This is a genomic window from Ureibacillus endophyticus (assembly GCF_024159215.1).
Lineage (GTDB): Bacteria > Bacillota > Bacilli > Bacillales_A > Planococcaceae > Ureibacillus > Ureibacillus endophyticus.
In genome coordinates this window covers 63,989-84,171 of the sequence record NZ_JAMYWW010000002.1, presented here as the reverse complement: position 1 = coordinate 84,171, position 20,183 = coordinate 63,989, and the positions used below count along the sequence as shown (strand labels likewise).

Genomic DNA, 20,183 nt, shown 5'->3' with positions numbered 1-20,183 from the left:
TGAATCCTCCTCAAATGTTAGACTGCTGAAAAGATGTGTACGCCACATGCACCGTTATCAACACCAGAAATTCCTCCGCCAGTAACATGTGTTAATGCGTATTGTGGGTTTTTCACTTGGCGTTTACCTGCTTGACCTGTCAGTTGCCAGAATGTTTCGGCAATTTGAGCTACACCTGTTGCACCTAATGGATGTCCGCGAGAAATTAAACCACCACTTGGGTTTACTGCTACTTGACCGTCAATTTGGCTCTTACCATCTCTTAAGAACTCCACGCCTTTTCCGTGTTCACAGAAGCCCATCGCTTCGTAATATAAAACTTCCGCAATTGTGAATGCATCGTGCATCTCAACCATATCGATTTGCTCTGGTTTCACGTTTGCTTGTTGATACGCTTCATTTACAGCGCGATATGTGATTTCAGCCCACGTTAAATCGCGATAGCCGCCTTTAAATAAACCGGAAGTAATAACTGAAGCTTCTGTTTTAATGGATACATCTGAAAATTCTTTCGCACGATCTGTCGCACATACTAATACCGCTGCAGCACCGTCACCGTTATTTGCAGAACATTGTAATAATGTGAATGGATCTGCAATTAGGCGAGAGCTCATTACTTCTTCTACTGTCACCGGTTTTTGGAATTGTGCGTAAGGATTTAATGCACCGTTTGCTCGGTTTTTAACGGATACTAAAGCTAAGTCTTCTGAAGTTGCGTTAAAATCGTGTAAATAACGTTGAGCACGCATTGCATAAACACCAGGCATTACAATTCCGTGGTTTCCTTCGATTTCATTTGGAGGAATCGGTAATGCACCGCCACCTAAAGCGGTTAATTTTTCAACCCCGATAACAAGAGCTACGTCATAAATGCCATGAGCAATTGCTTGATATGCTTGATGATAAGCTGTGGCACCGCTTGCGCAAGCGTTTTCAACATTGAAAACAGGAATTCCCGTCATGCCAATTTCTTTTAATACACGTTGTGTAGGTAAGTGACCTCCAAATACATTAGCTCCAAATACCGCATCAATTTTTTCACGGTCCACATTTAAATCTTTTAATAAGCCAACTACAACTTCTTGACCCATTTCCTCAAGCGTTTTTGGATTTTTTCCAAAACGAATCATATTAGCGCCAACTACTGAAACACTTCGCACAATGAACTCCTCCTATTCCACCACTTTGAATTTATAACTGTAGACATCTGTTCCGTCTCTATCTTCCGCAATCTTACCTAAAACAATCTCTACTTTTTCACCAATGCCTACTTTGTCGCCTTCAATTTGGCCACATACGCGTACATTTCCTGGATAATCGATATACGCAATTGTTAAAGGTGCTTGGAATTCTTTACTTGTTACCGTTAGCGTTGTGAAGGAATAAATTTCTCCTTCGCCTTCTAAAGGTTTTGTACGGTAATCAGTGCTGAAGCAATCTGGGCAAATCTCTTTTTTAGGGAACCAATTACTTCCGCATGATTGGCATTCACTAACAATTAGAGATACGCCTTCACTTGTTTGTTCCATCCACTCTTCACCGTAAATACGTTGTTGCTTTGTTTCCATGGTTATCATATCCCCCTTGTTTATCGCGATTTAATTAAGTCACGTGCAATTGTCCAACGATGAATTTCTGATGGGCCTTCAACAATACGGTAAATACGTAATAAACGGTACATGTACTCTAATGGTAAATCTTTCGTTACACCCGTTCCGCCGTGTGCTTGAATTGATTTATCGACAACGTCTGTTGCCATTTCGGTTGCGAATACTTTTACCATTGACGTTTCTTTTGCGATATTTTTAACTCCTGCATCTAATTTTTGAGCCGCATCATAAATCATTAACTTACTGGCTTGGATATTTGTATAAGAATCTGCAATCCACCATTGAATTGATTGGCGATCAGATAAGTATTGACCAAATGTTTTGCGGATTTTTGAATAATCAATCATCATTTCTAGTGCACGTGTTGCCATCCCAACACTTCGCATCGCTAATTCGATACGACGAACACCTAAGCGATTTTTTAATGGTTCAAATCCAGCTCCAACTTCTCCTAGAACTTGGCTATCATCTAATTCAACATCGTTATAGTAAACTTCGTATGGGTGGAACTCACCGATTGTTGCGATACCACGTGTTACTTCTAAGCCTGGAGTATCACGGTCTACTAAGAATGCAGTAATTCCGCCTCTGCTGCCTTTTTCAGGGTCTGTTACTGCAAGTGTAATTAAGAAGTCTGTGTGAGCTGCACCAGAAATAAATGTTTTTTGACCATTTAATACCCATTTACCATTTTTGCGGACTGCACGCATTTGAATGGCACCTGCATCAGAACCAGCGTTTGGCTCAGTTAATGCTAGATTTGATTTCTTTTCCCCACGTGCATAAGGAAGTAAATATTTTTCACGTTGCTCTTCGTTACAGCACGAAATTAAAAAGTGTAAGTTTGGTGTTTCTGGAGGTAAGATAAATGGTACGATGGATTGACTCAGTTCTTCTAACACAACCATCTTTGCTGTATAACCTAAACCTAAACCACCGTATTCTTCTGGAACATCAATGCCGTATAAGCCAGCTTCTTTTGCTTTCTTTAAAAGGTGAGCGTTTACATCAGGAGGAATAATCGGATCATCACTCATCCCACGGTTTGCTTCACGTTGAATAATTAATTCTTCTAATGGTAAAAGTTCTTTCTTTCTGAAATCCCTTACAAGTTTCCTCAACATTTCTAGTTCTTCTGCTGATTCTAAAGCAGTGTTAATTGCCATACCCCTATAAGCCCCCTTGTATTTCTTTATAATCGATAAACCTAGATTGATAGAAAGTGCGATTTTTTTCTTGTAAATTGACGATTTATCGTTAGTAAAGAGTATATTTCATTGTATAATAAAAATAAAATTCATCTTTTTTCGGAAAACTTAAAATTTTTTTATAATCCAATGGGGGAGAGGTTTCATGAACAAACAAGATTGGGTATTAATTCAAACCGTGTATGAGGAAAAGAACTTAACTCGTGCTTCAAGACGATTACATATGTCTCAACCTGCACTAACATATCGAATTAATCAAATTGAAAAGGATTTAAATATTAAAGTATTTACGAAAGTAAAAAATGGGATCGATTTTACACCAGAAGGGGAAATTGCGTATCAATTTGCAACAAAGATGAATAATGAGTATTTGAATTTCCTAGATAAGTTAGCGGAAACGAAAAAGGAGTTACACGGGGAAATTCGACTTGGAGCAAACACCAATATTGTACGTTATGATTTAACGAACATTTTAAAGTCTTTCACAGCTAAATATCCAAATATCCGCTTTAAAATTGAATCGGGTACGAATCATAAAATTTGGAGCGATATGCTGAATGATAAATTCCATGTTGCCTTTATTCGAGGAGACTATTATTGGAACGGTCCGAAAGAATTACAACGAGAAGACCAGATTTGTTTAATGTCACGAGAGCCACTAGATTTAGAACATTTGTATCGTCATAAACGAATCACACAAAAAATGGACCCACAAGTAGCGGAAGAAGATCATAAATGGTGGTATGAGCGTTTCAATGTACCACAAAATATTTTCATAGAAGTAGATAATCCAGAAACGTGTAGAGAAATGATGTTACATGGATTAGGTTATTGTGCATTGCCTTATTCAATTATTAAAAAAGAAGTGGAAGAGGCTAAACTACCTCTATTTATTGAACCAATGCATTTCATTGATGGAAGACCATTTTTAAGAAATCAATGGGCTCTTTACAAAGAGGAAAGTTTAAAACTTGAAATAATTCAAGTTTTTAAAAAAGAGTCAAATGCCTATTTTAGAGGGAATTGAGAGCGATTCCATTATGTAAAAGTTGTTTTAATATTTAGAAATTTGTTTACGAAGCACTAATCCATACTATAAAATCCAAAGAACAAAGGGGAACATCTCATATTTGGGAATGAAAGGGGTTGCAGGTATGGAGATACACATCATATCACTAATTATCTTGTTGTTAATTTTTATTATTGGTGCAGTTTTTTCAATCAACGTAGGTGTATTAGGATTTATTGCTGCATACGGTTATTTAGTGTTTTCAAATTCAATAGAATTAGCAGACATTTATGCTAAATTCCCGGCAGATTTATTTGTACTGTTAGTAGGGATTACGTATTTGTTTGCGATAGTTCAAACAAATGGAACAATTGATATTATTACCAATTGGGGACTAAGTCTTGTAAGGGGAAATGTGGGTCTAATACCTTGGCTTATCTTATTCTTATGTGCTCTTTTAACGTCAATGGGCGTGGCCTCTTTAGCCGTATGTTCGATTGTAGCGCCGATTGGTCTTAAAATGGCATATGATTCGAAAATTTCTCCATTACTAATGGCTATGATGATGCATTTAGGTATAGTTATTGGTGGATTTTCGCCACTTAGTTTATTTGGAGTGATTGTAAATGGAGTTATTCAATCTGAAAATATTCCATTCTCGCCAATTAAACTATATTTGAATATTGCAATTTTCATTTTGATTTTATCAGTAGTGATTTTCATCTTATTAGGTGGTCTGAAGTTATTTAAACAGAAGAGTGCAGCATCGATTGAATCGATGGAACAAAATATTAACTATATTGTGGCACAACCGCCAAAGGTGAAATTAAATCGTTATCAGTTCATGACTCTTGTTGGTATTCTATTAATGGTGGTACTAGTAGTTGGATTTGAGTTAAATATGGGCTTCACAGCTTTAACAATTGCTTTACTTTTAGGCTGTGCGGATGTAAAAAATCAAAATGCCATTTTAGCGAAAGTACCATGGACAGTTATTTTATTAGTTGCAGGGATCGTTTCATTTGTAGGCGTACTTGATACGATTGGTACGATTGGCTTTGTATCCGATCAAATTTCTAAATTTGCTAATCCGGTTATGGCTACTCTTGGTGCATCTTATTTAGGTGGTTTTGTTTCCGTATTTGCTTCAACTACAGGATTCTTAGCTGCCATTATGAAATTTGCAGCACCAATTTTAACAGATCCAACACTTTCAACAACAGCTGTTGTTTCAGCTATTGCTGTGTCAGCGAATATTGTTGACTTAAGTCCATTGTCAGGCGGGGGTGCATTATTCCTTGCAAACGCACAAGGAATTTCGCAATCAAAAATGTTCCGTCAATTACTTCTTGGTACAGTTGGCTTAACATTACTTGGACCTGGTTTAGCTTGGTTAGTCTTCATCATATTAGGTATTAGTTTCTAATATCTAAATCACCTATTTGTATAGTTGAAATGGGGAATTAGAAGATAGGACAAGCTTCTAGATAACTAGAATAAAAGAAGTGCATGAAACAGAATGAGCTCTGTTGAATGCACTTCTTTTTATTTTAAAGTAAAACACAGAAAAAAAGGAAACCCTAATAGACGGGGTTTCCCTAAAATAACGTCTCTTGAATGACTGTTGTATTTTCCGGCTGTGCTTCTGGATTGATGAAAAAGACACAATCTTCTATACCAGAAGACTCTTCATCAAAAATCAAATAGTCCTGCTTTACATATTCCATTAAGGCTGTGACAACATCTATGTAAATATAAGGTCTTTCCATCACGCTAATGGACATTCGTTTTTCTGCACTAAAATGATTCCGAATATGATGGCTAATTTCCGTTGCGCTAGAAAGACCATTTTTCACAAAGGTATATGCAATCTCACCTAAGCTAGCGTTTGGTGGAAGCCCAGCATGAACCTTCTCTGTGATTTCTTGCTCTCGAGATTGTTGTTCTTTCTTCTCTTTTTCAAGTCGCTTCATGATTTTCGCATTGGCTAGTTTAAATACTTCTAATTCTTCTGCGAGCTTTTTCTCTTCAATGAGTTTCTTCAGCCGTTTTATTTGGCGTTGTAGTAGTGGAATGTGATGATCGACATGATTTTGAATATCTTTTGGGTATTCGGATAGCCCCTCTAGTAGTTCATAACCATAATCCTTATCTCTTATTTTCATTAACATTTCATCTAGTTCAAAGTCGATGGAATTTAATTCGTAAATGACTCCATCAATATCGCGAACATCTAAATTTAAAAATTCCGCTAAATGATCTTTCCCATAAACAATGGTCTTTTTCGTTTTCGTATGTTGAACTGTAAATTCGAAGCGTAAAGAACGGCCACATGCACATTTGCCAAGACGATTTCCTAACCCGTGATCTACAAACTCTACAATCATCCAATCGACCACATCTTGTTCTTCTTCAAGCAACTCAATTTCATCAGCTGCTTTAATCGCATGGACTTTCTCAGACAACATAAAATTGCCAAAAATCGTTTGTCGACTCCGTTTTAATCCATTCAGAAGAAACTCTTTCTGTTCTTCTGATACATGGGATAACAATTCATTTCTTTCCTTTTGTGAAAGAGGTGTAATCATCGTGCCTCCTCCTATCATTCTCATATATGCTATATTTATATAACTTTTATATAACAATTATATAGGAAAAGCCGAAGCGAACCAAATCGCCTCGGCTTTTCTTGCTCTTAAGTGACAAGTACTTATCTACTATACAATATTTACTGCATTTAATCCAACTAATCGTAATTGGTGTCAATAGACTTGTTTTATATTTCTAAACTGATAATATAAATATATTTACTAGGAAATGGGGTGGTTATTTGATAGAAACAATCGAGTCATTTCATATAGACTTTCATCAGTTGATTGAAAATTCATTAAATTCGATTTTCATTCTTGGCGAAGAAGGGAAAATTTATTATTGCAATAAAGCAAGTTTGAAACTATTAAAACTAACTTCCTTTGAAGAGATTTTACATAACAGTTTATATAATTTTATTCCGACTTACATCCATGTTGTGTGTAAAGAACGGTTAAACAATGTACTCCACAAGCAACAAGCCATCGATTATATCGAAGCGCAAATGATTCGTAAAGATGGCGAGATCATTGACGTTGAAGTAAAGACAACGCCTTTAAAAATGGGTGAAGAGTATTACGCGCAAGTGGTGATTCAAGATATTTCGAATCGTAAGTTGGCAATGAGACTTCTCCATGAAAAAGAAAGACTAGCTTCTCTTGGTCAAATGGCTGCGAGTATTGTTCATGAAGTAAAAAATCCACTGACAACGGTCAAAGGTTTTTTACAATTATTAAAACGAGACCACCCCCATGAATACTTAAATACCGTGGACTCGGAATTAGATAAAGCTTTAAGTATTTTACATAGTTTATTGTTTGTATCCAAACCCGATCTACTTGAAGAGCCCTTATTAGAAATTGATGTATCGAAGAAAATAGAATCAACGGTCTTATTATTTCAAGATAAGCAAGATTATGTGAAACTCGAGCTACATATCAAGGATGCAGGTAGAAAAATAGAGGGGAAACGAAATTCGTTATTAAAAGCCTTTTTTAATCTAATAAAAAATGCGATTGAGGCCATATCCGAAAAAGGGACCATTACCATTGAGCATTACTATCAAAACGGGTGGATCCATGTGAAAGTAACGGATACGGGGATTGGTGTAGCAGAAGAGCAACTGAGGATGTTGGGGACACCATTTTTCTCGACAAAAGAAAAAGGGACAGGTTTAGGCCTTACCCAAGTGTATGCAACGATCTATGACCATGGTGGCGATATTTGTGTTCAAAGTGAACTAGGAAAAGGAACAACTTTTCATGTAAAACTCCCAACTAAATAAAGAATCATAGAATGTTTGAATTAATTATCAAATTCTTAATTTATGGAAATTCCTCTCTGATAGGATTATAAAATATTTTTAAGTTTTCTGAAAAAAGATATATTTTATTTTTATTACTCATTGAAATGTACTTTTATTAAGGACTAATCGTCTTTTATAGAGAAAAAATAGTTTTACTTTCTATCGAAGTTTATTGAGCTAGTAGGAATATCGAATTTGAAGTAATGCCAGGTTATGACGATATTTCCGTTCAAAGAGAAGTGGGAAAGAGAAACATTTCTCATGTGAAGCCCCCACTAGTAACAAGGGAAAGACTATACTAAAAAAATATTCCATTAATTGTAATTGTATACTATAATAGTCTATGTTTTTATTTTAAATGATGGAGGAAAGACATGGAGGTAGAATATTTTTCGGATGTAGAAGATATAGACTTTAAAGATCAATATTATAAATTGCAATCTCGCATGATACATATTGGGTTATCTAAAGGTCTTACGCATCCTGAAACGATCAAATACAGTCAGCAATTAGACTTGGTCATGAACACCTTTCAAAAAATCAATCAAACAGCGACAGAAAAATAACAATTAACCATATATCAACAGTGCAAATATATCTGACGCACTGTTATTTTTTTTGCATTTAAAACAGAATCTATATAAGAGTTATATAAAAGTTATATATAGAATAGAACCGGTACTAGGTAAAATTCCAATATAACAATTGATAATTTCTAGATAGTAGCAAGGAAATCCTTTTTGAGAATGGAAAGGGGGGCTGACCTTTTGTGAACGCAACTAGATTTTTATGTAAAAATTCTAGTCATTCAACGTATCTTTAAGGAACTCTTTTAATTTGCTAAGTGCTAACTCAAATTCATCACTTGAGATTTGTTTCGTTGCATATAAAGAATAGAGTTGAGCAAAAGCAAGCGGCAGTAAATCAATAGTAATGTTAATAGTCACATTAGAATTACCACTATGAGAAACGCGAGAATTCGTCACATTTTCAATTTTCTTTTCATGGTTGTCATCAGATCTGTGTTCACTTATAGCAGTTTCTTCTACTCTCAAAAAATCATTTTCTTCATGATTTAATTCCTTATTGGATAGCTCTTTCATTTCGTTCCTCCTTTTTTAAAAAACTAGTAGATTGCAATTATTACTGTAATCTACTAGTTTTAATTTTAACTATGAACCGCTCGTATTATTCATTTCTGAAGCTGCATTTCCACCTGCAACTAGAAGTGCATTTTGACTTGAAACTGCATTATCATTTGTAGTATCACTTGAGTTAGCACTTGCATTATTACTTGAAGATGAAGCTGCATTAGCATTTGTAGTTTCAGTTGAATTTACATCTGCATTTACATCTGCATTATCAGTTTCAGTTTCAGATTCAGAGCTAACATTTACATTGAAATTGAAGTGGAATCTCACATTAGAATTCCCACTATCTTTAACTTTCGCAGTATTGTAATTTCTTAGCTCCGTTTCATTTTCGCTTTCGCTTTCGTTTGAGCTTGCAACTCTGTTTAGAATTTCTGTTTCTGCTTCTGCCTGAGGGCTAAAATTTCTTTTTTTAATTGATGCCATTATTACCACCTCCTCTCATACAGAAATAATATATTCACTATTTATTTAGAGAATTGGATGTTTGTAATATATAAAATTAATTATTGATAAGATTTTGGAGTCTGAAAAAGGTTTGAATGTCAACCACATGTGACTATATAAGTCAAATGAATTAATATAGAAATTGGATCTCTGATAGATTGTGATAACGCCTACTAAGCCTTGAAAATGCAGTGTTTTATGGTAACTTATCTTATAAATTTTTAACTAAGGAAACAAAAAATGAGAGCTAACCATAATCGTTGCTCTCTTAATCTTTCAATAGTTTTAATACCTAGTTGCTTTATTTCCTCTAACACAAATTCAACAAATCTTTCCCCCTTACATTAAATATCTTTACTATGTCTCTAAGATTTAAATTTTATATAAAATAAAAAAAGCCATCCAGTTAACTGGATGACCAAAAATATTGAAAAGGGGGATATACTCAAACGGTTAAAACCGAAAATACCCTCATCCTGTAAGTTGCTAGCCATATTTAATATACTATATGAATTTACAAAGGAATTTATATATGTACTGGCTAATATCGTGTGTACTCCTCAATGCCTATAATGGCAAAAAGTTAAATTACCGGTATACAGGTAGATGAATCTACAACCTGAAGAATATTTTAAAAACTTAAGTATAAAAGAAGACACTCCATATTAGATACATCTAAAATGGAGTGTCTTTCATGTTTAAGTAAAGGTTATTGAAGTACAGGTTCTTGTTCTTCTTTGTTTGTTGCAGTTGTATTGTTTTGTTTTCCAAATACAGCTTGTTCTAATAGCTCTGCGATGTCGTATGTGCTTACTGTGTCTTCTACTTCTTTTGCTTTTGTTCCATCTGTAAGCATCGTTAAGCAGAATGGGCAACCAGATGAAATGACCGATGCATTTGTTTGTAATGCTTGTTCTGTACGTGCCACGTTAATGCGTGTACCAACATGATCTTCCATCCACATTAAACCACCACCAGCACCACAACACATCGCGTTTTCACGATTACGTTCCATTTCTACTAAGTTAACACCTGGAATTGATCGTAAGATTTCACGTGGTGGATCAAATACGTCATTGTATCGACCTAAGTAACAAGAATCATGGAAGACAATTGTTTCTTCCACACGGTGATTCATTGTTAAGCGACCTTGCTTCACTAAGTCATACAATAATTCGGTATGGTGTAGTACTTCACCTTGCCAACCGAAGTCAGCGTATTCATTTTTAAAAATGTTATAAGCATGTGGGTCGATTGTAACGATTTTAGTGACTTCATACTTTTCAAATTCTTCAATGTTGGAAGTTGCTAACTCTTGGAATAAAAACTCATTTCCTAAACGGCGTGGTGTGTCACCAGAGTTTTTCTCTTTATTCCCTAAGATAGCAAACTTCACGCCTGCTTCGTTCATTAATTTTGCAAAGGAACGAGCAATTTTTTGGGAACGATTATCGAATGATCCCATAGAACCTACCCAGAATAAGTATTCGAAGCCTTCACCTGATTTTTGAGCTTCTTTGACTGTTGGAATGTGGATTGTTTCATCCACTTCACGCCATTTTTCTTTTTCTTTACGATTTAATCCCCAAGGATTGCCTTGACGCTCAATGTTTGTCATCGCGCGTTGTGCATCTGGGTTCATACGTCCTTCTGTCATCGTTAAGTAACGGCGTAAATCAATGATTTTATCTACGTGTTCATTCGCTACAGGGCATTGGTCTTCACAGTTACGACAAGTCGTACATGCCCAAATTTCTTCTTCTGTAATGACGTCGCCAATCAAACTAGGGAACTCCGTTGTTGCGGCAATTTCTCCAGCCGCTACGCCGGCCATTGCGATTTCAGGTGTTGAAGGAGCGAAAATGGATTTTGGGACCCAAGGATTTCTTGAAGTCATCGCTGCTCCTTTTTCAGTTAAATGGTCGCGCATCTTCACAATCAATTGCATCGGCGATAATGTTTTACCTGTTCCTGAAGCAGGACACATATTTGTACAACGACCACATTCAGCACAAGCATATAGGTCAATCAGTTGTTGTTGAGTAAAGTCTTCAATTTTCCCAACTCCAAATTCTTCTGCTTCTTCATCTTCAAAATCAATCTTTTTTAATCTGCCCACAGGGCCAACTTTTTTGAAGAAAATATTAAACAGCGCGAATAATTCGTGTGCTTGTTTTGATTGTGGCACAAATACCATGAACGAGAAGACAGTCACCATATGTACCCACCAGAATACATAGAACAGAACTGTTCCAGCCGTTGTGCCAATTCCTGAAAACATGGATGCGATGGCACCTGAGATAGGTGCATAATCAAGATTTGGTTCATGTCCTAACATAATTGCTTCAAAAGCGAGTGTTAGTAGGATAGAAGCCGTAAGAGTTGTTAGCGCGATATACACAAAAGCTGCTTTCCCATCACGCTTCCATTGTAATCGTGTTAACTTTTCACCGTATCTGCGGTAAAATCCATAGACTACAGCTAGCAACATTAAGAATGTTGCGACTTCTTGAAGTAGACTGAAATATTTATGAGCTTCGCCAAAAGGAAACTCATAGCCTTTAATAAATCCTTTAATGATAAGTTCAATAAGTCCGACTTGAATAATAAAGAATGTATAAAATAAGATTAAGTGCATAAATCCGCTTTTTTTGTCTTTAAACAATTTTTTCTGACCGAAGCCAATCGTTAAAACGGCATTTAATCGTTCTTTCAAATTCGGTTCAAACTCCGCTTTTTTTCCAAGCTTCACAAATAAATAACGAGTGTATAGAACTTGGGCAAACATATACACTGCATACCCTGCGAATGCTAGGAAGACTAATAAATTTAGCAGTGATAGCATCCTGTTTCCCTCCAATATAGATTTCAGAATATTAGAATAGTATTTCTCTTGGCGACCATAACCTCTGATGATGAGCATATTCATTCACTCAATCAGATTTTCTTCGAATACTTCATAATTTTCTGAGTTTTGTATTATTCTACTACAACTATAACTAATAATCTATAAATTATTTTACTATATTCTTAATTGCTTCCTATATAGTTACTGTAAGAATAGTAATAATTTACCCAACTTACAAACTGATTGGTTCTGGTTCGGTTTCAGTTTCTTTTTTCAAATAAGAAATCATTTCTTTATTTAGATTCTTTTTAGCTGTTCTTAATTCTGCTCGTTGTTGTGCACGTTCAAATAGATAGAGCTCTTCTTGTGTTTCGGGAATGATTTTTGGCACCTTCGTTGGCTTACCGTTTTCATCCAACGCAACAAACGTAAAGAAAGCGATAGACGTAAGGCGTTTTTCACCAGTTTTTAAATTTTCCGCATGGACTTTAATACAAACTTCCATTGAGCTATTTCCAGTCCAAATGACAAAGGATTCAAAACAAACGTAATCCGTTGGGTGGATTGGTTTTAAAAATTCAACGGCATCGGTGGAAACTGTTACACACTCGCACCGACTATGTTTCGCGGCAGAGATGGAGGCAACTTGGTCCATATCACTTAATAACCGTCCACCAAAAAGAGTATTATGATTGTTAAAATCATTAGGAAATACACGACTTGCTCGGTATACACGAGAAGCATCACAGTTTTTTTCTTTCATCATTTACATCACCGTCCGTTTAGCATAACTTTCTATTAACCTTTTGATTTTAAAAATTCCCTCATCTCAATCAAGAAGATGAGGGAAGTATATATAAATAGGGGGGTGTACGATCAATAAAAGTGGGGGACTTGTATTGATCTGTTTATCGTATTTTTTATGGGAATATGGCTTTAGATAATCGTTTTGCTTCGCAGCTCTTCAATTTGTTCTTCTTGATACCCTAAGCTTTTCAAGATTTCTTCTGTATGTTCACCAAGTAATGGGGGATGATTTCTAATAGTCGGGGGAGTATTAGAAAATTTTACTGGGAACGCCGGTACTTTTAAGTTAGGGATATTTGGGTGTTCGATGTCTACCATCATATTGCGAGCAATGACTTGGGGATCGTTCATTACTTGTGCAATATTTTGGATAGGACCACATGGAACGCCGTAAGAATCGAGCCTTGAAATAATGTCCTCACTTGTTAATTGTTTAAATCGTTCTTCAATAATCGGTTCGAGTTCATCTCGTAATGCAACTCGTTGATGATTGAGTTTAAAACGTTCATCTTCCAATAAATCTACCCAATCTAGGGCCTGACAAAACTTCTTCCACAATCCATCATTGGCTACAGCAACCACAACATCTTGGTCCTTTGCTTTAAAGCTTCGATACGGAACTAATGTGCCATGTGCTGTACCCATTCGTTCTGGATATTTACCTGTCGCTAGGTAGCCGGTTGCCATATGATTTAATAAAGCAACTTGGCAATCTAGTAAACTAACATCTAGGTATTGCCCAACACCATTTCTTTGTGCCGCGAGTAGGGCATTGACAATGGAGAAAGCGGCAAACATACCTGCAGATAAATCGGCAATAGACATGCCTGCTTTAACAGGAGTATCTTTTGTACCTGTGATACTCATTAAGCCACCGTAACCTTGTAATAAAACGTCATAGCCCGCTTTGTCTTTATATGGTCCTGTTCGACCAAATCCAGAGATGGAACAAAAGACGATTTTTGGGTTAATTTCTTTTACTACGTCATAGCCGAGGCCTAATTTTTCAACAGTACCAGTTCGAAAGTTTTCAATGATCACGTCTGCATCTTTTAGCAGATCTTTGACAATTTGAATGCCTTCTGGTGTTTTCAAATTTACTGTAATGCCCTTTTTGTTTCGGTTCGCTGAAAGGTAGTAACAACTTTCTCCATTCCAGCTAGGTGGCGTAAATCGTCTAGATTCATCGCCTACTATAGGTTCTTCGACTTTGATTACTTCTGCCCCCATATCGGCCAACATCATCGTGGCATAGGGGCCTGCTAAGGTTCTTGATATGTCAATCACACGATATCCTTCTAAAGGCATCATTTGAAACGCCTCCTACTAATTTCCAACATTATCATTACTTAACATACTCTTGAATGAGCTGAGAGGCGATAATGTTTTTTTGTATCTCTGATGTACCCTCGTAAATTTTTGTAATACGTGCATCACGGTAATAGCGTTCAATTGGGTACTCACGAATATAGCCAATACCTCCGTGGATTTGCACTGCTTTATCCGCCACGCGATTATATACTTCAGAACCATATAATTTCACCATGGCAGCTTCTTTAATCACTTTCTTACCTGAGTCAACTAAGTTTGCTACGTGGTACGTAAATGAACGGAGAGACTCAATATCTAGTGCCATTTCAGCTAAATAGTGTTGGATGATTTGTTGCTCTAAAATCGGTTTACCAAACTGAACGCGTTCACTTGCATATTGAATCGACATTTCTAATAATTTTTGGCAAGAACCTAAGTTACGAGCTGCAAGACCTGCACGGCCGTTCGCTAAAATTTTTAATGCATTCACATAGCCTAATCCTTCTTCACCTAATACATTTTCTACTGGTACTTCGCAATCTTCGAAAAAGATTTCAGAAGAGTGTGAACCACGTAGGCCCATTTTTTCTTCATGTTTCCCAATTACTAACCCTGGAAAATCTTTTTCTACGATAAAAGAAGTGATTCCTTTTGCACCTTTTGCTTTATCTGTTACAGCCATCACTGTGAAAACAGAAGCTTCTGGTCCATTTGTGATGTAATGTTTTGATCCATTGATGATGAATTTATCACCTTTACGAACAGCTGTTGTTTGTAATGCTGTCGCATTGGATCCAGCTTGAGGCTCTGTTAAGGCAAATGCGCCAATATATTCGCCTGTCGCCATTTTCGGTAGGTATTTTTGTTTTTGGCTTTCATTACCCATTTCAACGATTCCGACAGATCCAATTCCTGTATGTGCGCCGATAAGTGTTGTATACCCATTACTCGTACGCCCTAACTCTTCATAGATGCCGCATTTACCTACCATATTAAGACCTAAGCCACCGTATTCTTCTGGAATACTTAATCCAAATAAGCCCATCTCTTGACTTAGTTTAAAAATTTCTTCTGGAATACGGTCTTCACGTTCGATTTGATCAGCGTAGAGATCCACTTTATTATCAATAAAGTCTCTTACGCTACTCTTCATATCTATTATTTCTTCGTTTAAAGTAATCATATGGCTCATTCCTTATCGTTTATCGTTTCTTCGAGTATCGATAACCCCATTTGTAAGGAGTCAAATCCTTGTGCTGAAGTTAACTGAAGTACCTCGAATATTTCACCTTGTGTCGCGCCGTATTGGATTGCATTTATTAGATGTACTTTAATACCACTTTCAAATAGGTGGGTAGTAGAAGCATCAATCGCAATATAGATAAATTCAATCACTTTTGGTTCTAAGATGCCTCTTCGAATCGGTGTAGTTAAAAATTCGTAGTAGGCATCGAAAAATTCTTCATCCAATCGCAATATGTCATCGCGAAAATCGTTCCAGTAGCCCATTGTGTCAACAAACTTTTGTTTACGGGCCTTTTGTTGTGGCGTGTAGGGAGGGAGATTCTCTTCTCTAAAATGCTCCATCATTAATGGAATCCCCACCGCACATGTATGAACCCCAAGTATACTAACTACCTTCAACACTTCTGCAATTTCTTCTTTCGTGGCCCCAAGGTGTAGGGCAAGCTCGATGTGTTGTTTTGTCGCTTGTTCATTTAAATGAGTAGGGGAAGCACTAAGCGCAATCGATAGTAAAGCCTTTACTTTCGGTTCTAAATGACCTTTTTTCCATGGGAGTTGAACAAAGTTGTTGTAAACGTCCAAAAACGTTGGATCATCTTGTAACAATCTCTCAATCTCGGGATTTTGATACAATGTTTTGTTCATAGGCTCACCTCAGTTATTCTAAAAAGCTGGCTGGAACTTCACCGACTTTTCTTCTGAAATACAACATTGGTTCAACATCGTCTTGTTTTTCAATATGGATTACTTCACCAATTAAGATGTAGTGATCGCCTGCATCGATAACTTGAGATTTTTTACATTCGAATGTAGCAAATACACCATCTAAAACAGGTACATTGTTGCTAGATAATTTCCAAGCATGCTTTCCAAATCGGTCAGGCTCAGTTTTACTTGCAAAAGTCCAACATGCTTCAGCTTGGTTAGCCGCTAAAATATTTACCCCAAATTGCTCTGCATTATCAAAAGCAGACCAACTACCTGCTCGTTTATCGATACACCATAAAATTAATAATGGATCGATGGAAACTGATACAAATGAATTGGCTGTTAACCCAACTGGCTTACCATCTTGGTCTACTGTTGTAATAATCGTTACCCCTGATGGATAACTTCCCATAACTTCTTTGAACAATTGTTGTGATACCGCTTGACTTTGAACTGTCATGTTCTCACCTCATTTTTTTGTGTTAACGTTCTTAAAAATTGGTCGTAGCTTGCCACGAAATCTTTTAATTCCTGTTCTTTTTCTGGAGTTGCAAATTCATTTTGCGGATTGAAATCGGACGGAATGGAATAAAAGTACGCTGGCAAAACATACATCCCTAAATAATTCGCAACAGGCTTTACGTAATTTTCGATTGCTAGATAATGATATGGATTACCACTACTAGCGGAAAAGGCAACCACTTTGCCCGTAAATGCTTGAATCGGAACAAGTTCGAAAAGGTTTTTTAAGACCCCTGGCATTGACCCATGTAAAATCGATGTACCAATGAGGAATCCATCAGCCTCTTCACATAGTTGAATGACTTTTTTCGTATCGTCACTATACTGGTCAATTGTGCGACCATCACAGAAGTCGAGTGTATAGTCTTTTAAATCAATGAACTCTATTTCATAGGAAGGGCGTTGTTCTTTTAGTTCTTCTAATTGTTTTTTCAAAATTAGCGATGTTTTGGAACCAACAAGTGTGCCACTAATTCCAACGATTTTCATTTCTAGACACCTCTCTTTTTAAGGAGCTCCTGTCACATAAAGCACTTGACCATTGATATATCCCGCCTTATCGGAAGCGAAAAATAGAATGGCATGGGCAATATCTTCAGGCGTTCCTGTTCGTCTAATCGGATTTGACTGGACTAACTGTTCTTTCACTTTTTCAAAGTTTGAGATTCCTCTTTTACTTGCAGATGCCGCAGAGACTAAACTCATTTCGGTATCAACAAAGCCAGGCGCTACAGCATTTACTGTGATGCCCTTTGGACCTAATTCAATGGCTAAAGTACGGGTCATCCCTTGAATGCCGGCTTTAGCAGCTGAGTAGTTCACTCGACCTTTAGCTCCAAGTGCTGCTTGAGAGGAGATAAAGATGATGCGTCCAGATCCTTGTTTGACCATGTAAGGATGGACCGCTTGAGTGACTAAGTAAGCACCTTTTAAATTGACATCAAGAACAAAGTCCCACTCATCTTCTTCTAAATTAGGTAGTAGATTATCTTTCAACACGCCGGCTGAATTGATTAAAATATCAATCTTGCCAAATGTGTCATAGACTTCTTGTACTGCTTGTTGTATGTTTTCTTTCTGAGTGATATCGACTTTCCATGCCTGAGCAGTGACACCTAAATTGCGTAGTTTCGAAAGGATGCCTTCAAAGAGTTCATCCTGGATATCGAAAATGGCAATATTGGCGCCATCCTTTGCCAATTGAATTGCCGTTTCGGCACCAATTCCTCGCGCTCCACCGGTAATAATGGCGACTTTTTCGTAAAATCCCATTGGACACCTCTCGCTTCACTAAATTTTAAACTTCTTGACTATGGAACCACTCAATAGCACCTTTTAGTCCAAGTTCTGCAATTTTTTCGTGAACTAATTTAATGCCATCTGCCGTATGGATAATCGCATCTTGTTCAGGACCATACATAACACCAGTTCTAAATCCTTGTAGCTCCATAATGCGGTTATGCGCTTGTTTTTTAAGTTTTAAGATATCTAAAGGCGTTTTCGCAATTCCACGTGCAACTTCTAACGTAGCTTCTTCAAGTTCACCAGCTGGTACACATTTTGCCGCAATGCCGTATTGTTCAGCTTCTCGGCCAGTGATGCGGCTTCCAGCAGTTAAATCTAGCATTTTCGTACGTTGTGGCCCAACATGCCAGTGCCAGTACAAGCCTACAAATCCACCACCTAAAGGTAGGGAAGGGAAGCCGAATTGTGTATCTTCATCCGTGATAACAATGTCACAACTTGCTAGAAGTTGAGTACCACCAGCTAATGCATAGCCATGAACTTGAGCGATAATTGGTTTTGGATATTCCCAAATGCGAATCCAACGTCTTGTATAGCCTTCTAAATTTTCTTTATCTTGAATAACTGTTGGCGTTTTATATTTTGCGACATCGTAACCAACGCTAAATGCACGACCATTACCTTTAATAATTAGTACGCTTACACTATCGTCCTTTTCTAATTCATCTAGTGCTCGATCTAGATCTGCAAATAAATCTGCATTAAAGGCATTTAGTTTTTCTGGACGATTTAAAATGATATAAGCGATTTTTCCTTTACGTTCGATTAATACAGTTTTTTGTAAAGCGGCTTCGTTTTGAGTTGTCATATGAAACGCTCCTTTTATTAGTGTCTAGCAGTGAACGCCAGCTCGTGAAGAGGGCGTTCACTTAAGTTTTTTATTAGTTGAAATTCAAGTCACCTTTTAATAAGCTGCGTGCTACTGTGCGACGGTGGATTTCAGATGTACCATCTGGAATTCGTAATACACGTGCTAAACGATAGCCTTCTTCTAATTCCAATTCATTCGATACACCAACACCACCATGGATTTGCATCGCTTTGTCATACACGCGGCCCATCATCTCTGTACAGTAAGCCTTAACCATAGAGATTTCTTTTGCTGGTGTACGTTTTGAATTTTCAATTTTCCATGCACAATGTAACGCCATGTTTCGTGCAGCATAAATATCCATTGCCGCTTCAGCTAACATATTTTGAACCATTTGATGTTCGCCAATTGGTTTACCGAATGTTTTACGGATTTGTGCGTATTCTACTGCTTTTTTCAGTGCCCATTGAGCAGAACCAATACATTTACCACTCATACCTAAGCGACCATTATTAATACCGTGGATCGCTTTTGTAAATCCGTTATCTACTTCACCGATGACATGTTCATGAGGAACGCGTAAATTATCGATGCTAATAATTGCCGCATCACCACCAAGAGATCCCATTGTAGGAATTACTGAATCTACAGAGAATCCTTCCCATGATGTATCAACGAAGAAGCAAGAAATTCCGCCTTTACGTTGTGCCACTAATTCTGGATTCGTTACCGCAAATAACATACAGTAATCTGCATATGCCGCATTGGAAATCCATTGTTTTGTTCCGTTGATCACCCAATGGTCGCCATCGCGAACAGCCGTTGTTTTAATACCCCATACATCTGAACCTGCATCTGGCTCAGTTAAACCGAAACAAAGTGTTTTTTCGGCACTGGCAATACCAGGTAAATACTCTTCTTTTAAGCGAGGTTGTAAGCCTTTTAATACTGGTGTTAACCCGTTCGTAAATGGAGATGGGATAATTACCGCATCAATTAATTTACGATTTGGATAGAATTTATTAATTGCTTCATGTACTAATAATGAAGTGACTGGTCCTAGTTGACTTCCACCAAGTTCTTCATCACCAAACATTGTATAGAAGCCAGCTTCTGCTGATTTCATACGAACGATTTTACGTAATTTTTCTACTTCTGGACTACGGCGACCATCTTCTAAATAATAGTTCCGTTCATTATAGAGTAGGGTGCGGTTCTCTTCTTCTAGAGGGATAACTTCCTTTTCAATGAATTGTTTTATGGCGTTAATAATTTCTTGTGTTTCTTCTGGCATTGTAAAATCCAT

General features: G+C 37.0%; 20 protein-coding genes. 4 read left to right on the top strand and 16 right to left on the bottom strand.

The genetic code is table 11. The features are described from left to right. Nucleotides 1–17: 17 nt before the first annotated feature. The 3 genes from NKR20_RS19570 to NKR20_RS18715 are packed head-to-tail and all read right to left on the bottom strand — an operon-like array spanning nt 18 to nt 2,776. The gene (locus tag NKR20_RS19570) at nt 18–1,160 is read right to left on the bottom strand and encodes a thiolase family protein (protein ID WP_253428377.1); all 1,143 of its coding nucleotides are present in this window, start codon (nt 1,158–1,160) and stop codon (nt 18–20) included. A gap of 12 nt (nt 1,161–1,172) precedes the next feature. Continuing rightward, nucleotides 1,173–1,568, bottom strand: coding sequence for a Zn-ribbon domain-containing OB-fold protein (locus NKR20_RS18720; protein WP_253428375.1), 396 nt, complete (start codon nt 1,566–1,568; stop codon nt 1,173–1,175). A 20-nt stretch (nt 1,569–1,588) separates the two neighbouring features. After that, nucleotides 1,589–2,776 (bottom strand): acyl-CoA dehydrogenase family protein, encoded by a 1,188-nt coding sequence (locus NKR20_RS18715; protein WP_253428373.1) that lies wholly within the window; start codon nt 2,774–2,776, stop codon nt 1,589–1,591. A gap of 187 nt (nt 2,777–2,963) precedes the next feature. Between NKR20_RS18715 and NKR20_RS18710 the strand changes: the two genes are divergently transcribed. Together NKR20_RS18710 and NKR20_RS18705 are read left to right on the top strand one after the other, a co-directional pair. Further along, complete coding sequence (locus NKR20_RS18710) at nt 2,964–3,845, top strand: LysR family transcriptional regulator (protein WP_253428370.1); 882 nt, start codon at nt 2,964–2,966, stop codon at nt 3,843–3,845. 127 nt (nt 3,846–3,972) lie between these two features. Then, nucleotides 3,973–5,253 (top strand): SLC13 family permease, encoded by a 1,281-nt coding sequence (locus NKR20_RS18705; protein ID WP_253428368.1) that lies wholly within the window; start codon nt 3,973–3,975, stop codon nt 5,251–5,253. 172 nt (nt 5,254–5,425) lie between these two features. Here NKR20_RS18705 and NKR20_RS18700 read toward each other — a convergent pair whose 3' ends face one another. Beyond that, nucleotides 5,426–6,415, bottom strand: coding sequence for a hypothetical protein (locus NKR20_RS18700; protein WP_253428367.1), 990 nt, complete (start codon nt 6,413–6,415; stop codon nt 5,426–5,428). A 284-nt stretch (nt 6,416–6,699) separates the two neighbouring features. Here NKR20_RS18700 and NKR20_RS18695 point away from each other — a divergent pair, with 284 nt between their 5' ends. Both NKR20_RS18695 and NKR20_RS18690 read left to right on the top strand, forming a co-directional pair. Next, on the top strand, nt 6,700–7,701 hold the full coding sequence (locus tag NKR20_RS18695) for a two-component system sensor histidine kinase NtrB (protein WP_253428365.1): 1,002 nt from the start codon (nt 6,700–6,702) through the stop codon (nt 7,699–7,701). A 395-nt stretch (nt 7,702–8,096) separates the two neighbouring features. Further along, on the top strand, nt 8,097–8,288 hold the full coding sequence (locus NKR20_RS18690) for an aspartyl-phosphate phosphatase Spo0E family protein (protein WP_253428363.1): 192 nt from the start codon (nt 8,097–8,099) through the stop codon (nt 8,286–8,288). Between the two features lie 234 nt (nt 8,289–8,522). Here the strand turns inward: NKR20_RS18690 and NKR20_RS18685 are convergent, their stop codons facing one another. The 12 genes from NKR20_RS18685 to NKR20_RS18630 all read right to left on the bottom strand — a co-directional run bounded on the left by NKR20_RS18685 (nt 8,523) and on the right by NKR20_RS18630 (nt 20,183). Next, nucleotides 8,523–8,825 carry a hypothetical protein gene (locus NKR20_RS18685; protein ID WP_253428361.1) on the bottom strand — a complete coding sequence of 101 codons (303 nt, stop codon included), beginning with the start codon at nt 8,823–8,825 and terminating at the stop codon, nt 8,523–8,525. A 69-nt stretch (nt 8,826–8,894) separates the two neighbouring features. Continuing rightward, nucleotides 8,895–9,299, bottom strand: a complete 405-nt coding sequence (locus NKR20_RS18680) for a hypothetical protein (protein WP_253428359.1) — start codon at nt 9,297–9,299, stop codon at nt 8,895–8,897. A 730-nt stretch (nt 9,300–10,029) separates the two neighbouring features. Then, nucleotides 10,030–12,165: a (Fe-S)-binding protein gene (locus tag NKR20_RS18675; protein ID WP_253428357.1), complete on the bottom strand. Its 2,136-nt coding sequence runs from the start codon at nt 12,163–12,165 to the stop codon at nt 10,030–10,032. Between the two features lie 235 nt (nt 12,166–12,400). Then, nucleotides 12,401–12,931: an acyl-CoA thioesterase gene (locus NKR20_RS18670; protein ID WP_419095303.1), complete on the bottom strand. Its 531-nt coding sequence runs from the start codon at nt 12,929–12,931 to the stop codon at nt 12,401–12,403. Nucleotides 12,932–13,104: 173 nt separating this feature from the next. Further along, complete coding sequence (locus NKR20_RS18665; protein WP_253428354.1) at nt 13,105–14,286, bottom strand: CaiB/BaiF CoA transferase family protein; 1,182 nt, start codon at nt 14,284–14,286, stop codon at nt 13,105–13,107. A 34-nt stretch (nt 14,287–14,320) separates the two neighbouring features. Further along, a complete protein-coding gene (locus NKR20_RS18660) occupies nt 14,321–15,469 on the bottom strand; it encodes an acyl-CoA dehydrogenase family protein (RefSeq protein ID WP_419095301.1) in 1,149 nt (382 codons plus the stop codon). 5 nt (nt 15,470–15,474) lie between these two features. After that, a complete protein-coding gene (locus tag NKR20_RS18655; protein WP_253428350.1) occupies nt 15,475–16,176 on the bottom strand; it encodes a carboxymuconolactone decarboxylase family protein in 702 nt (233 codons plus the stop codon). 13 nt (nt 16,177–16,189) lie between these two features. Beyond that, nucleotides 16,190–16,699: a flavin reductase family protein gene (locus tag NKR20_RS18650; RefSeq protein WP_253428348.1), complete on the bottom strand. Its 510-nt coding sequence runs from the start codon at nt 16,697–16,699 to the stop codon at nt 16,190–16,192. Beyond that, the gene (locus tag NKR20_RS18645) at nt 16,696–17,250 is read right to left on the bottom strand and encodes an NADPH-dependent FMN reductase (RefSeq protein WP_253428346.1); all 555 of its coding nucleotides are present in this window, start codon (nt 17,248–17,250) and stop codon (nt 16,696–16,698) included. Before NKR20_RS18645 ends, NKR20_RS18650 begins: the two co-directional genes overlap by 4 nt. Before the next feature lie 18 nt (nt 17,251–17,268). Continuing rightward, on the bottom strand, nt 17,269–18,033 hold the full coding sequence (locus tag NKR20_RS18640; protein WP_253428344.1) for an SDR family NAD(P)-dependent oxidoreductase: 765 nt from the start codon (nt 18,031–18,033) through the stop codon (nt 17,269–17,271). 25 nt (nt 18,034–18,058) lie between these two features. After that, a complete protein-coding gene (locus NKR20_RS18635) occupies nt 18,059–18,874 on the bottom strand; it encodes an enoyl-CoA hydratase-related protein (protein ID WP_253428341.1) in 816 nt (271 codons plus the stop codon). A 73-nt stretch (nt 18,875–18,947) separates the two neighbouring features. Further along, the gene (locus NKR20_RS18630) at nt 18,948–20,183 is read right to left on the bottom strand and encodes an acyl-CoA dehydrogenase family protein (RefSeq protein ID WP_253428339.1); all 1,236 of its coding nucleotides are present in this window, start codon (nt 20,181–20,183) and stop codon (nt 18,948–18,950) included.